Below are 13376 nucleotides of genomic sequence, written 5' to 3' on the forward strand. Positions count from 1 at the left end.
CCGATTCGTGCGCTCGGGCCGGAACGTCGACGGGGGCTGAATCGCCATGGCAGTGCCAAGGGCTGTAGCTGATAAAAGCTGTGTGTGGCGGAAATCCAGTACAGACGCCTCGTTGCGCGTATGCATAGTTAGCGATACCCAAGCGCCGCCAGCCGGTCGGTCGCGTCCCCGTCCCCGTACACGCGCCCCACAGGCAGGGGTTCCGGCGGGGACAGCGTCGGTTCGTACGTCCCCCGATCCCGCCCGTCGGTCTCGACCCACGGGACGGTCACCAGCGCCGGTACCGGCGTGTGCATCGGGTGCCCGTACAGCCCCCATTCCCCGAAGAGGTTGGCGTGATCGGCCGTGATCACCGCGCGGTCGGTACTGACGTTGTCGAGGAGGACCGCCACCGACTCCAGGACGTACCGGAGGTTCGCCTCGTAGGCCCGCCGCACGCGCTCGACGGAGACCTCGCCGCGCCGGAGCGCCACCCACGGGTTCGCGTCGCTACTCCGTGCGCCGGTCCGGGCCATCCCCTCGTCACCCGCGACAGGGTCCGGGACGAACGGATGGTGGGGCTGCATGTAGTGGACGACCAGACGCTCGGGGTCTCGATCACGGGCCAGCGCGACCGCTCGGTCGGTGATCGCTCCGGCAGGGACGGTCCCGAGTCCCCCGTCCCACGCGTACTTCCAGACCTCGTCGAGGGCGGCGAAGGCGTCGGCGTCGAGGTACCGGTCGGTCCAGGTGTTGCCCGTCACCATGGCCGTCCCGGCGACGGCGTCGACCCGTTCCGGGTCGAACGTCCGGGTCAGCCACTCCGAGGAACAGCTGCCGACAGACCGCACTCGGTCGACCTCGCCGACGAACGCGAACGAGGGAGCGACGGTCGCCAGCGCGTCGGGTCGACAGCCGTCGAGGACGATCAGCAGGTCCCACTCGCGTTCGTAGACCGAGGTACCGTAGTCGAGCCGGTGCCCGACCGTCTGGATCGCCCGGAGGACAGACTGCCGGAGCGGGCCGCGGCCCGCGTCGTCGGCGAGCACGACCGGCTACCCCTCGCGTCGGTACAGCACCACCAGCACGACGACGAAGACGACCTGTACGGCCTTGTCGAGGTAGCCGAGCGGCGAGAAGTCGGGCGCGTTCACCAGGTACCAGGCGACGATCTGGACGGCGGTGAACGGGATACCGACGGCGTAGACGAGCCGACGGCGGTAGTCGACCGCGACCAGCGCCGCGCCCACGAAGAACCCGATTCCGGCCAGCAGGAAACTGATACCCACCGGCGACGTGACGAACTGCACCCCGAGCCAGAGGTGGAGGACACCCGTGATCGCCGCGAGGCCGAACGCCACCCAGTGCAGCGGCGACAGCGATGCCGTGTCGATCGCGAGTCCGCCCGAGGCTGTCTCTGTCATAGCCCTAGTGGGGACGCGAGTGGCTTCAATTTTGGCCGCGACCCGGCCGTGAATTTATGCCACTCAATCCCTGTCTAGGGATGTGAACTGCCTGTTCGTGGGTGCGGGGGCCGTCGCCGACCGGTACGCGGCCGGGCTCGCGGACGGCCCGCTCACGCTCGCGGGCGTCTGTGACACCGACGGCCGCCGGGCCGAGCGGCTGGCCGCCCGCCACGACGCCGCCGCGTTCGCCGACCTCGACGACGCACTCGCCGCCTGTGACGCCCCGGTGGTCGTGAACCTCACGAGTCACGGTGCCCACGCGACCGTGACGCGGCGCTCGCTCGCCGCCGACCGCCACGTCTACAGCGAGAAACCGCTCGCGCTCGACGCCGACACCGCCCGTGACCTGCTGGAACTGGCCGCCGACCGCGACCGCGCGCTGGGCTGTGCGCCCGTCGCGCCGCGATGTCCGGCACAGCGACTCGCGGGGCGCGCCGTCGCCGACGGGCGACTCGGCCGGGTCGGACTGGGCTACGCCTACGCCCACGTCGGCCGGGTCACCGAGTGGCACCAGAGTCCGGATGGCTTCCTGTCGGTCGGGCCGCTGTACGACGGCGCGGTCTACCCGCTCACCGTCCTCGTCGCGCTCTTTGGCCCCGTCGAACGGGTCCGCACCGCAGACGCGCTGGACGTGTGGCCGGCCCGCGAGTCCGCGACCCCGGAGGCCCCGACCCACGTCGAGGCCACTCTCGAATTCGTCTCGGGGCCGGTCGTCCGCCTGACCGCGAGTTTCTACGCGCCCCACCGGAGCCGGGAGTTCTACGGCGTGGAACTCCACGGCGACGACGGCTCCCTGCGACTGCAGGACGCCGGCGCGCTCGACGCCGACATCGACGCCGTCTCCTTCGGCCGGCAGGGCCGCGAGTACACCCCCATGCCCGTCCAGCGGCCGACCAGCGCCGGCACCTACCCTGACGGCGTCGAACGGCTGGCGGCCGCGGTGGCCGACGGGCGACGGCCCCGGGCGACCGCCCGCCGCGGTGAACACGTCGTCGCCGTCTGTGAGGCCGTCGAACGCGTCGCGACGGGGACCACAGCGGGCCCCCTGCCGGTTCCCGATCCGGGCGTGACACCCACCAGACCCTCGCGACCGATCTTCCGGCCGCGGCGAGACGCGTCCGGCGGGACGACCGAGCCAGTGAGCCGGTCGCTCCGCCTCCCACCGATCGGGTTCGGCTGTTCGCGCTACCGCGGCGGCGACGAGTACGTGGATCGGGTCGAGTCCATCGCGACGGCGCTCGACGCCGGGTACCGCCTGCTGGACACCGCGGAACTGTACGGCAACGAACACCGGATCGGGGACCTGCTGGCCGCGCCCGGGACGCCGGATCGCGAGACGCTGTTCCTGTTCGGGAAGGTCTGGAACACGAACCACGGCCACGTCGAGGAGGCGTGTGCCGGGAGCCGCGCCGAACTCGGGATCGAGACCTTCGACTGCTACGCCCTGCACTGGCCCGACTCGTGGGCCTATCAGGGGCCGCTCGAACGACTGGCGGAGAAACCGGTCGCCGAGCAGGAGGCCATCGCCTTCCCGGAGGACGAGACCGGCGAGACCCCCACCGTCGATCGGTCGCTCACCGACTCGTGGGCCAATCTGGAGGCGATCCACGACCGGGGGTGGGCGCGGACGCTCGGGCTCTGTAACGTCACCAGAGCGCAGATCGAGACCGTACTGGAGACGGGTTCGGTGAAACCCGCGGTCGTGCAGGTGGAGCGCCATCCCTACCGGCCGCGGACGGAACTCGTCGACTTCTGCCACGAGCGGGGGATTCGCGTCATCGCCCACTCGCCGCTGTCCGCCCCCGGCCTGCTCTCGGAACCGGTCCTCGACGAGATCGCGGCCGACCGTGGGCTCTCGCCCGCCGCGGTCGTCCTCGCGTGGAACGTGACCGAGGGAGTCGTACCGATTCCATCGAGCAACGACGCGGCCCACGTCGTCGCCAACCTCGCAGCGGCCGGCGAACGACTGGACGCCGAGGCCAGAAACCGGATCGCGACCCTCGAAGATCCGGAGTTCGAGCGATGAGCGGGACCGAACGCGCCCGTCTCGCTCGGCGACGCCGACGGTGGCTGTTCCTCGGCTGTGGAACCGTGCTGGTGCCGACGGTCGGCGCGGCCGCGCTGGCACGGCTGGTCGACCCCGCCGGGGCGGCCGCGTGGGCGCTCGTCGTGGTCCCGATCGTGGGGTACGAGGCCTGGTTCTACCACTCCCGGCACGACCGGGTGCCGACGGCGGGACCGGCGTTGCGGGTCGCCGACGCCGTCACGCTGGTCCGCGGGTGGCTCTACGCCGCCGTCGCCGGCTTCGCCGTCCTGTCGCCGACGGCGCTGGTCGCCTGGCTCCCGGGGCTCTGCTACGGCACCGGCGTCGCTCTCGACTGGCTCGACGGGCGGATCGCCCGCCGGACGGGCGGGGGCACGCGGCTCGGCGAACGACTCGACATGGCGTTCGACACGCTGGGCTTTCTCGTCGCACCGGTCGTCGCCGTCGTCTGGGGACGGCTCCCGGTCTGGTACCTGTCGCTGTCGGCCGCCCGGTACCTGTTCAAGGCCGGGCGCGGGCTCCGCCGCTGGCGGGGCCAGCCGGTCCACGACTTGCCGCCCAGCGAGCGGCGCCGACAGCTGTCGGGCCTGCAGATGGTGTTCGTCACCGTCGCGCTGGTCCCGCTCGTCCCGCGGGAGCCGCTCGCGGTCCTCGCCGCCGTGGTGCTGACGCCGTCGCTGGCGCTGTTCGCCCGGGACTACCTGCTCGTGGCCGGCTACCTGCCGCGAGCGGCGGAACAGTGATACCCGCGCCGTGCCAACTCCCGGGCCGGACCGCACAGGCATGATGGCACCGACGCACGTCGTGGTCGGGCTCGCACTCGGGGCAGCCGTCGCGACCGTCGAGCCGGCGCTGGGGACCGCCGCCGCGGTCGGCGGCGCGATCGGCGGTGCCGCGCCCGACGTGGATCTGTTCGTCGGCCAGCACCGCCGGACGCTCCACGCGCCCGCACTGCTGTTCGTCCCCGCGGCGCTGGCCGTCGGCCTCGCGCTGGCCGCACCGACGCCGCTGTCGGTCGCGGTCGCGGTCGCCTTCCTCGCGGCGGCCGTCCACTCCGCCAGCGACGCGCTCGGGGCCGGCGAGGAACTGCGACCCTGGGAGCGGACCAACCCAGACGCCGTCTACTGCCACGCCGCTGGCCGCTGGCTGCGTGCCCGGTACGTCGTCCCCTACGACGGCTCACCGCGTGACTTCCTCGTCACGGCCGCGTTCGCCGTGCCGGTCGTCCTCGTCTTCTCGGGGCCGATCCGCTGGGTGACGCTCGCGCTCGTCGCCGGTGCCGGCGTCTACACCGCCCTGCGCAAGCGGCTCCCGAAGTACTTCGAACCCATCGTCGCGTGATCAGGTGTCGGCCACCGGGGCATCGCTCTCCGCGAGCGCCTGCCCGGCGGCCGCGAACGCGTCGGTGGCGGTCTCGAACTCCCCTTCGTGGATCCAGTCGCCGTCGGCGTACGTGAACACGTCGAACGCACCGCCGCGATACTCGTGGGACTCGACGTACAGCTCTCGCTCGACCGCGCCGCCGTCGATCAGAAGCCAGATGCCGAGTTCCTTCCCGCCTTCGAGGTCCCGTCGGCGCTGCCAGTGCCGTTCCGTGTCCTCCATACGTGCCCTCCGTGGGCTGTCGTTCGGTCGCCACCGAGGTCACTGTATTTGCCGGTCGGCTTTCGCTCGCTTTCCGGTGGCGGGCACCGCCGTCGCTTTGTGTGCCCGGGTCATGCCTTCGGTCATGAGCGACACCGACGCCGAGCCCCTGATCCGTCGGGGCGACGAGATCGACTACGAGACCGTCGACGCCGCCGAGGGCGTCGAGAAGGGTGTCCTGATCGACGAGGACGACGGCGCACCGAACTTCGCGATCCGCCGGTTCACCATCGCGCCCGGGGGCGAGATTCCCGAACACACCAACGAGATCGAACACGAACAGTACGTCCTTCAGGGGACCTACACGGTGGGTATCGGCGACGACGAACACGAGGTTTCCGCGGGTGACTCGCTGTTCATCCCCGCCGGCGTCGTCCACTGGTACCGCAACGACGGTGACGCCGAGGGCGCGTTCGTCTGTGCGGTGCCCAACGGCGACGACGAGATCGAACTCGTGGACTGACCCGCCCGGCGACCTGTTCGGTTTCCGAGCGACTGAAATACCTCAACCGAGTACCCAAGGCCGTGTCACGGCAGGTCGCGCAGGTCGATACGCTGTTCCTCCACGAGGACGGCGACGACTACCGGACGGTCGTCGAGCGGGACGGCCAGCGGCTGTTTCAGGCCGTCCTCGAACTGAAAGAGACCGACGCCGGCCCCCGGCCGGGCCGGTTCCGGATCAAGGAGGGGACCAGCGAGGAACCGCGCAGCCCCGACGAGTTCGTCGACATCGCCCGGCGAGCCACACGCATCCGCATCTCACAGCAGACCTCGCAGGCGGGTCGCCAGCGGTTGCTCGACATGCTCGACGGCTATCAACTCGACGCCAAGGTCGTCCGGACCTGTCGGTTCTGCGCCCGCGACGGCCGGTACTCCCCGATAACGAGCGAGACGGCCATCGAGACCGACGACGAGGCGATCTGTCCCGACTGTGCCAGAGAGGAACTGGACCGACAGATCACGATGCAGGGGTCGATGAGCGCGAGCGCCCGCGAGCGCCTCGAAGAACTCCTGCTCGACGTGCAGGACCTGGATCGGATCACCAACCTGCTTGAGGGGCGACTCGACCCCGACCTGACCAAGTTCGACGAGATCAGCGCGACGCTGGACGACGTGGATCCCGTCCCCGTCGACTCCCTGTCGCTACACCCGGGCATCCAGTCGAAACTCGAGGGGCGGTTCGACGAACTGCTCCCCGTCCAGAGTCTCGCCGTGGAGAACGAGGTGCTGAACGGCCGCGACCAGCTCGTCGTCAGCGCCACCGCCACGGGGAAGACCCTGATCGGCGAGATGGCGGGTCTCGACCGGGTCCTCAACGGCGAGGGGAAGATGCTCTTCCTCGTCCCCCTCGTGGCGCTGGCAAACCAGAAACACGAGTCCTTCGAGGAGCGCTACGGCGACATCGCCGACGTGACGATCCGGGTGGGTGCCAGCCGCATCAACGACGACGGCAACCGCTTCTCGCCGGACGCCGACATCATCGTCGGTACCTACGAAGGTATCGATCACGCGCTCCGGACGGGGAAGGACCTCGGGGACATCGGCACTGTCGTCATCGACGAGGTCCACACGCTCGGGGAGGAAGAGCGGGGGCACCGGCTGGACGGGCTGATCTCGCGGCTGAAGCATTACACCGAAACCCATCAGAGCCCAGCCGATACCCAGTACATCTACCTCTCGGCGACGGTCGGCAACCCCGGCCAACTGGCCGAGAAGCTCCGCGCGCAGTTGATCGAGTTCGAGGAGCGCCCGGTGCCGATCGAACGGCACCTCACCTTCGCGGACGGGCGGGAGAAACTCGACGTGGAGGACAAACTGGTCAAGCGGGCGTTCGACCAGGAGTCCTCGAAGGGGTATCGCGGGCAGACGATCGTCTTCACCAACTCCCGGCGGCGGTGTCACGAGATTTCCCGGAAGTTGCAGTACGATTCGGCCCCGTACCACGCAGGGCTGGACTACAAACGCCGCAAGACGGTCGAGCGGCAGTTCGCCGACCAGGACCTCGCGGCGGTCGTGACGACCGCGGCGCTGGCGGCGGGGGTCGACTTCCCGGCATCACAGGTGATCTTCGACTCGCTGGCGATGGGCATCGAGTGGCTCACCGTCCAGGAGTTCGAGCAGATGCTCGGCCGGGCGGGCCGGCCGGACTACCACGACCAGGGGACGGTGTACATGCTGGTCGAACCGGACGGCGTCTACCACAACAGCATGGAGATGACCGAGGACGAGGTGGCGTTCAAGCTCCTGAAAGGCGACATGGAGGCGGTGATCACCCGCTACGACGAGGGTGCGGCCGTCGAGGAGACGCTGGCCAACGTCACCGTCGCGGGCAAGGGAGCAAAGCGGCTCAACGACCGGATGGTCGGGGAGGTCCCCACGAAACACGCCCTGGGGAAACTCCTCGAATACGAGTTCATCGACGGGCTGGAGCCGACGCCGCTGGGGCGGGCGGTGACTCGCCACTTCCTCGCGCCGGATCAGGCCTTCCTGATGCTCGACGGGATCAGGAAGGGCAGGGATCCGGCCGGCATCGTCGCGGATCTGGAGTTGCGCGACGAGGAGTGAGCGGTCGTCTCGACGAGGTGACGGGTCCCCCGTAACACATATTCACACTGCGACCGGAGGACGTGGTATGGGGCTTTTCGACTCCGTCCGCGGGCTCGTTTCGGGGGACGACGAGCCGGGGGACGACGACGCCGACGCGGGCGCACCCGAGCGCCCGGATCCCACGCCGACGACGTTCCGGAACAAGGCCGCCGACGCCGTCGCCGACTGGGACGCCCACGAACTGGACTACTCGCTCGACTCGCTCTCCAGACTAGACGACTTCGCCGCGAAGCAGGGCGCGAAACTCGACGTGCTCCACGACGAAGGCGACGACTCCGTCGCCGACCTCCACACCCGCTACACGATCCAGGCGGGCAGCTACCTCGGTGAGGTGCTCGTCCGCCAGCGCGACGGCGAGTGGGTGGAAGACGGCGAGCGCTGGGCGGTCTCGCTGATCTACGAGGGCGAACCAGCCACCGTCGACGTGTTCGAACTGGCCGGCCACTCCTTCGCGGAGGAACCGGTCTTCGGTGAGGTGGCCGACCGGTTCACGGCGGACGAGGAGGAGCCGGACGATCCGGAACCGACTCCGCTCGACACGAGCGACATGGCGGCCCACGCCGAGGAACTCGCCGAGTTCTGGGACGGCTACGATCTGAACTTCGCCCCGCGCTCGCTGGCCCGACTGGACGAACTCGCCGACAGCGAGTGGGACACGGATCGCTTCGAGGACACCGAACTCGGTGGCGAGGACATGGACTCGGGGATGTACACGGAACTGGTCAAACAGCTCGGCAGCTACTACGGCGAGGTGCTGGTCCGGAGCCTCGACGCCGAGTGGACCCGCCGGGACGACGACATCGTCGTTGCCGTCGAAGGCAATACCAGCGCACCGCCGATTCCCGTTCCGGTCTTTTCGGTCGCCGCGGAGTCGCTGACCGGTCCCGCGGTCTTCGCCATGCGGTTCAACGACCTCACCGATCGGGCGAACCTGGAAATCCCGGAGGTGGCCACGACCGCAGGTGTGACACCTACGACGGAGACGCCCGCCGCGACCGACCGGGAGGACGAGGACCTCACCGCTGTACGGCCCGACGAAGACGACGGTGGTGAGGACGCGGCCGACGACACGTCAGCGATGGCCGGCTCGGCTGATGCGCAGGCGGGAGACGACGCGGACGACCCGATCTCGGCGACCGAAGCGGCTGGCGATGGATCGGTGTCCGCCGACGACGGATCGGACGAGCACGACGGCACCGACCCGCTGGCCGAATCGGTCGTCGGCGGACGGGCGGACGTGGCGGTCGCAGACCCCGCCGAGCCGGACTCTGCCGATGCCGAGGCAGTCGACGAGTCCGATACTGCTGCGCCAGACACTCCCGAACCCGCCGCTACCGATGTCACTGCATCCGATCCGGGGGACCGCACTGGCGAGGACGGCGAGACCGAAACCGGGCACGCCGACGCGGGCGACGAAGCCACCGAGGACGATCACGACCCGACCGTCGATCCGGAGGGGAAGTCGCCGGTGGAGACCGCCATCGCGGAGACGGTCGCCGCCGGGCTGGTCGACCGCTCGGACGAGGACGGGATGGACACGCCGGACGCAGCGGACGCATCTGCGGCCGGCGCGGCCGAGCCTGCAGACGCCACGGCCGCCGACGACGAACCTGCGGAGACACCCGCCGAGCGGTCGACCGATACGGCCGAAAACGACGCGGACGCCGAACGCGACGCCCTCGCCGCGGAGATCAGCGACAGCGGACCGGCGGAGTCGGGCCCGACGCTCCCGGCCCCCGACGAGTTACGCGAGAACGCCGAGGCGTTCGCGGCGACCTATCCCGGCTACGATCTGGACTTCTCGCCGGACTCGCTGGACCGCCTCGACCGCCTCGTCACCGAGGAGTACGACGCGGCGATGTTCGCGGACTTCTCCCTCGAGGACCCGGACTCGCAGTTCGGGATCGACCGCGTGACAGAGGCCGGCGGCTACTTCGCGCTGGTGATCGAGGGGACCGTCGGCGGCGAGTGGGGGCGTACCGACGAGGGCCTGCAGTTCGTCGTCGAGGGAGCCAACGGCGTCGCGCGGCTGGACCCGCTCGGCGTCGCGGCCGGCTGTTTCCGCGGTGACGACTCCTTCGCTGCCACCTACGCGGCCATCCGGAACCGACTGGACGCGTGAGCCCACGGGCCGACCGACCCCGCGGTCCGGCGCGTCGGACCCTGTAGTTTTTCGTATCCGGGCCCAGAGAGGTCGACCGTGGCACTCGCGCCGATCACGCCCGAGATGGCGTTCGTCTTCGCGCTGATCTTCGTCGCGCTGGTCCTGTTCGCGACGGAGCCGGTGCCCATCGACATCACCGCCATCGGCGTGATGGTCGCGCTCTTGCTCGTCGAACCGCTCTCCGTGGTGGCCGCCGATCTCGGCCTGCTCGCGGACCCGATGGTCGTCCTCAGCGACCCAGAACGGGGCATCTCGGCCGTCGAGCGCGGCATCTCCGGCTTCGCGAACCCGGCGACGATCACCGTCCTGGCGATGTTCGTCCTGAGCGCGGGCGTCCAGCGGACGGGCATCATCCAGATCGTCGGCCGGAAGATCGCCGCGTTCACCCGCGACAGCGAGCCGCGCCAGCTCGGGGCCACCATCGGCTTCGTCAGCCCAATCTCGGGCTTCATCAACAACACCGCGGCGGTCGCGATTCTGTTGCCGATGGTGACCGATCTGGCCCACGAGGGCAAGAACTCGCCGTCGAAACTCCTCTTGCCGCTGTCCTACGCCTCGATGTTCGGCGGGATGTTGACGCTGATCGGGACCTCGACGAACATTTTGGCCTCCGACATCGCCGGCCGGCTGGCCGTGCAGTACCCGTCGCTGGATCTGCACGCCTTTTCCATGTTCGAGTTCACACAGCTCGGTCTCGTGCTGACCGTCGTCGGCGCGGCCTACCTCATGACCGTCGGCCGGTGGCTCACGCCCGCCCGGATCAAGCCCGACGAGGACCTCACCGAGGAGTTCGAGATGGGCGAGTACCTCACCGAGGTCGTGGTCCGCGAGGACTCGCCGGTCGTCGGCCGAACAGTGAAGGAGGCCATGGCCGAGTTCGACTTCGACGTGGACCTGATCCAGTTGATCCGGGGCGAGGAGGTCTTCCTCGAACCGCTGGGCCAGAAGACGATCCGGGCTGGCGACGTGTTCGCGATCCGGACCGACCGGGACACGCTCGTCGAGGTCAGCGACGCCGAAGGCCTCGATCTGCTCCCCGAGGTGGACGTGGACGAGGCCGAACTGGAGGCCGCCAACGAGCGCCAGAACCTCGTCGAGGTCGTCGTCGCACCCGGTGCCGCGCTGGTCGGCGAGACTCTCGTCAGTTCGGAGTTCCGTCAGCAGTTCGACGCGACCGTCCTGGCGCTCCGGCGGGGCGGCGAGGTGTTCCGCAAACGTATGGACCACGTGCCCCTGCGTGTGGGCGACACCCTGCTCGTCCAGGGATCGCCGGACTCGCTGAAGCGACTGGATCGCAACCGCAACTTCATCGTCGCCGGGGAGATCGAACGCCCCGACTTCCGGCAGTCGAAGATCCCTGTCGCGCTGGGGATCGTCGCCGGGGTCGTCCTGCTGGCGGCTGTCGACGTCTTGCCCATCGTCACAGCAGCACTCGCTGGCTCGCTCGGGATGGTCGTGACGGGCTGTCTGCGCCCGCCCGAGGTGTACGAGTCCGTCCAGTGGGACGTGATCTTCCTGCTGGCCGGCGTCATCCCGCTCGGCATCGCCATGGAGCAGACCGGCGGCGCGGATCTGATCGCGGACCTGATCGTCCTCGCCGCGGCCGCACTGCCCGCCATCGCCGTCCTCGGGCTCATGTACGTCGTCACCGCCCTGTTGACGAACATCATCAGCAACAACGCCAGCGTCGTCCTCATGATCCCCGTCGCGGTGACCGTCGCCCAGGACCTCGGTGCCTCGGCCTTTTCGTTCGTCCTCGCCGTCACCTTCGCCGCCTCGACGGCCTTCATGACCCCCGTGGGCTACCAGACCAACCTCTTCGTCTACGGCCCCGGTGGCTACCGCTTCACCGACTACATCCGCGTCGGCGGCCCGCTCCAGTTGGTCTTCGCCGTCGTCACCACCGTCGGCATCGCCTTCTTCTTCGGGCTTTGAGATAGATCCGCAACGAAACGCTTACTTCCGGGCGGGCAGGAAATACAGTCGCGGGACCGTGGGTTAGCCTGGTATACTTCGGGCCTTGGGTGCCCGTGACCCCGGTTCAAATCCGGGCGGTCCCATCCCACTTTTTACTGCAGGGAGATTCGCCTTCGGTGAACCCCCTTCTGCTCACGGGCGCGTAGCGCCCGTTCGCATGGTATGAGGGACCTCCGGTCCCTCACTATTGCAAAAAACGTGGGGAAAAACATCCTTCACGCTCACTACGTTCGCGCGTATGCTTGCCTGTTCCGACCGGCCGCTTGCGTCGGCTGCCCCCAGCGGGGCCACCGAGACTTGGGTCACGAAGGAGATGGTGGTCTTGTAGCCCTTGCCAGTGGACTGGAGTGCGGTACTGGCGAAGTTGAAGCCCATGAACTGAAAGCCTGATGAGTCCCGTCGTAATTGCCGACGAGAGCACGAACAGTGGGCTCACGACGACGTTGTCGGGGTTGAACTCTTGCTTTTTGGAGATAACGGAAACCCGGGATTCGACCGGCCAGTTCACCTCATAATTGCAGGGTCGAACGGGTCGTTCGTGGTGGTCGGGGCGGTCGGGACGGTTGAGGGGAAAGTCCTAACCTTTCTCGTCGTATGGGTACACCCATGGGAACGACGCCTCGGGCACCAGATAACAGTGGGACGGTCACTGTGTTCGAGAGTGACGGCCTCATCGTTGCTCGGGATGAAGAAACAGGAGTAGCGAGCCAGGGGAGTTCGAAACCAGAGGCTTTGTCAAACCTTGCAGAGGCACTGAATCTCCATTCTCGCCCGGATCCTGATGACGAAGATATTCAGGAACCAGACGCACCTTGGTTTGATTCCTGAGGTATTTTTCCGACGTAACTCAATGCAAACCCCGCTTTCACCGCGCGTTGCGAACCTTCTTGGGAAGTCCCCTCCTTGCGCTATCCGTGTCGCGACGGACGTACTCCGGTAAAGAAATCGTGAAAGCCCTCGATAAGTGGGACTACAAGCGTATCGACCAGACTGGTAGTCACGCCAAACTCCGCTATATTCACCCGGATACTGGAGAGAAACGGACGGTCATCGTCCCGATGCACGACGAGATTGCGACTGGAACGCTCCGTGATATCGCAGATCAATGTGGAGCAAATGACTTTCAGAAATTTCTGGACGCTATTGAGGATCTTCTTTAGTTCCGTAGAATCGGGCTGTCGACACCCGTACGTGACCACTTACTCCCGAATCTTCGCGACGATCTCGTCGGCCAGTTCCCGCGCGTCGTCCTCGTTTTCGGCCACGTCGACGGGAACCAGCACGCTCTGGACGAGCCAGTCCTCGTCGCCTTCGCGGTCGCCGGTCCGCACCTCGCTCCCGTCGGCGACGGAACTCGCGGCGTTTTCGGCCCAGTCGGGTGTCCGGATCTCGTCGAACTCGTCGGGGTCGCGGTAGCGGACGTGGAAGAAGTCCTCGGTCGTCTCGACGTCGCTGATCGAGGGGGTCTGTGCCATATCGTCGCTTGGCCGCCGGG

General features: G+C 68.3%; 12 protein-coding genes and 1 tRNA gene. 9 read left to right on the forward strand and 4 right to left on the reverse strand.

What is annotated here, in order from left to right; translation table 11 throughout:
- Positions 1-128: 128 nt before the first annotated feature.
- Together BV210_RS09475 and BV210_RS09480 are read right to left on the reverse strand one after the other, a co-directional pair.
- Entirely contained in the window at positions 129-1028 is a 900-nt protein-coding gene (locus BV210_RS09475) for a hypothetical protein (RefSeq protein WP_077206434.1), read from the reverse strand.
- A gap of 6 nt (positions 1029-1034) precedes the next feature.
- Entirely contained in the window at positions 1035-1403 is a 369-nt protein-coding gene (locus BV210_RS09480) for a hypothetical protein (protein ID WP_077206435.1), read from the reverse strand.
- Between the two features lie 82 nt (positions 1404-1485).
- On the opposite strand from BV210_RS09480, the gene BV210_RS09485 reads away from it, so the two are divergent.
- From BV210_RS09485 to BV210_RS09495, 3 genes are read left to right on the forward strand one after another with little or no spacing between them, the layout of a single operon-like run.
- Positions 1486-3471 (forward strand): aldo/keto reductase, encoded by a 1986-nt coding sequence (locus tag BV210_RS09485; RefSeq protein WP_077206436.1) that lies wholly within the window; start codon positions 1486-1488, stop codon positions 3469-3471.
- Positions 3468-4232: a CDP-alcohol phosphatidyltransferase family protein gene (locus tag BV210_RS09490; protein ID WP_077206437.1), complete on the forward strand. Its 765-nt coding sequence runs from the start codon at positions 3468-3470 to the stop codon at positions 4230-4232. Before BV210_RS09485 ends, BV210_RS09490 begins: the two co-directional genes overlap by 4 nt.
- A 40-nt stretch (positions 4233-4272) precedes the next feature.
- Positions 4273-4830, forward strand: a complete 558-nt coding sequence (locus BV210_RS09495; RefSeq protein ID WP_077206438.1) for a hypothetical protein — start codon at positions 4273-4275, stop codon at positions 4828-4830.
- On the opposite strand, the gene BV210_RS09500 is transcribed toward BV210_RS09495, so the two are convergent.
- Positions 4831-5094, reverse strand: a complete 264-nt coding sequence (locus BV210_RS09500; RefSeq protein ID WP_077206439.1) for a hypothetical protein — start codon at positions 5092-5094, stop codon at positions 4831-4833.
- Between the two features lie 124 nt (positions 5095-5218).
- On the opposite strand from BV210_RS09500, the gene BV210_RS09505 reads away from it, so the two are divergent.
- From BV210_RS09505 to BV210_RS09540, 6 genes are all read left to right on the forward strand, one after another.
- Positions 5219-5596, forward strand: coding sequence for a cupin domain-containing protein (locus tag BV210_RS09505; RefSeq protein WP_077206440.1), 378 nt, complete (start codon positions 5219-5221; stop codon positions 5594-5596).
- Between the two features lie 62 nt (positions 5597-5658).
- On the forward strand, positions 5659-7698 hold the full coding sequence (locus BV210_RS09510; protein WP_077206441.1) for a DEAD/DEAH box helicase: 2040 nt from the start codon (positions 5659-5661) through the stop codon (positions 7696-7698).
- Between the two features lie 67 nt (positions 7699-7765).
- Positions 7766-9862, forward strand: a complete 2097-nt coding sequence (locus tag BV210_RS19845) for a hypothetical protein (RefSeq protein ID WP_077206442.1) — start codon at positions 7766-7768, stop codon at positions 9860-9862.
- A gap of 105 nt (positions 9863-9967) precedes the next feature.
- Positions 9968-11839: an SLC13 family permease gene (locus tag BV210_RS09520; protein ID WP_077208025.1), complete on the forward strand. Its 1872-nt coding sequence runs from the start codon at positions 9968-9970 to the stop codon at positions 11837-11839.
- Positions 11840-11891: 52 nt separating this feature from the next.
- Positions 11892-11964 (forward strand) — tRNA-Pro (locus BV210_RS09525).
- An 831-nt stretch (positions 11965-12795) separates the two neighbouring features.
- Complete coding sequence (locus BV210_RS09540; RefSeq protein WP_077206445.1) at positions 12796-13041, forward strand: type II toxin-antitoxin system HicA family toxin; 246 nt, start codon at positions 12796-12798, stop codon at positions 13039-13041.
- A gap of 39 nt (positions 13042-13080) precedes the next feature.
- Here BV210_RS09540 and BV210_RS09545 read toward each other — a convergent pair whose 3' ends face one another.
- The gene (locus tag BV210_RS09545; protein ID WP_077206446.1) at positions 13081-13356 is read right to left on the reverse strand and encodes a hypothetical protein; all 276 of its coding nucleotides are present in this window, start codon (positions 13354-13356) and stop codon (positions 13081-13083) included.
- Positions 13357-13376 lie beyond the last annotated feature (20 nt).

The sequence above is a fragment of the Halorientalis sp. IM1011 genome (assembly GCF_001989615.1).
Lineage (GTDB): Archaea > Halobacteriota > Halobacteria > Halobacteriales > Haloarculaceae > Halorientalis.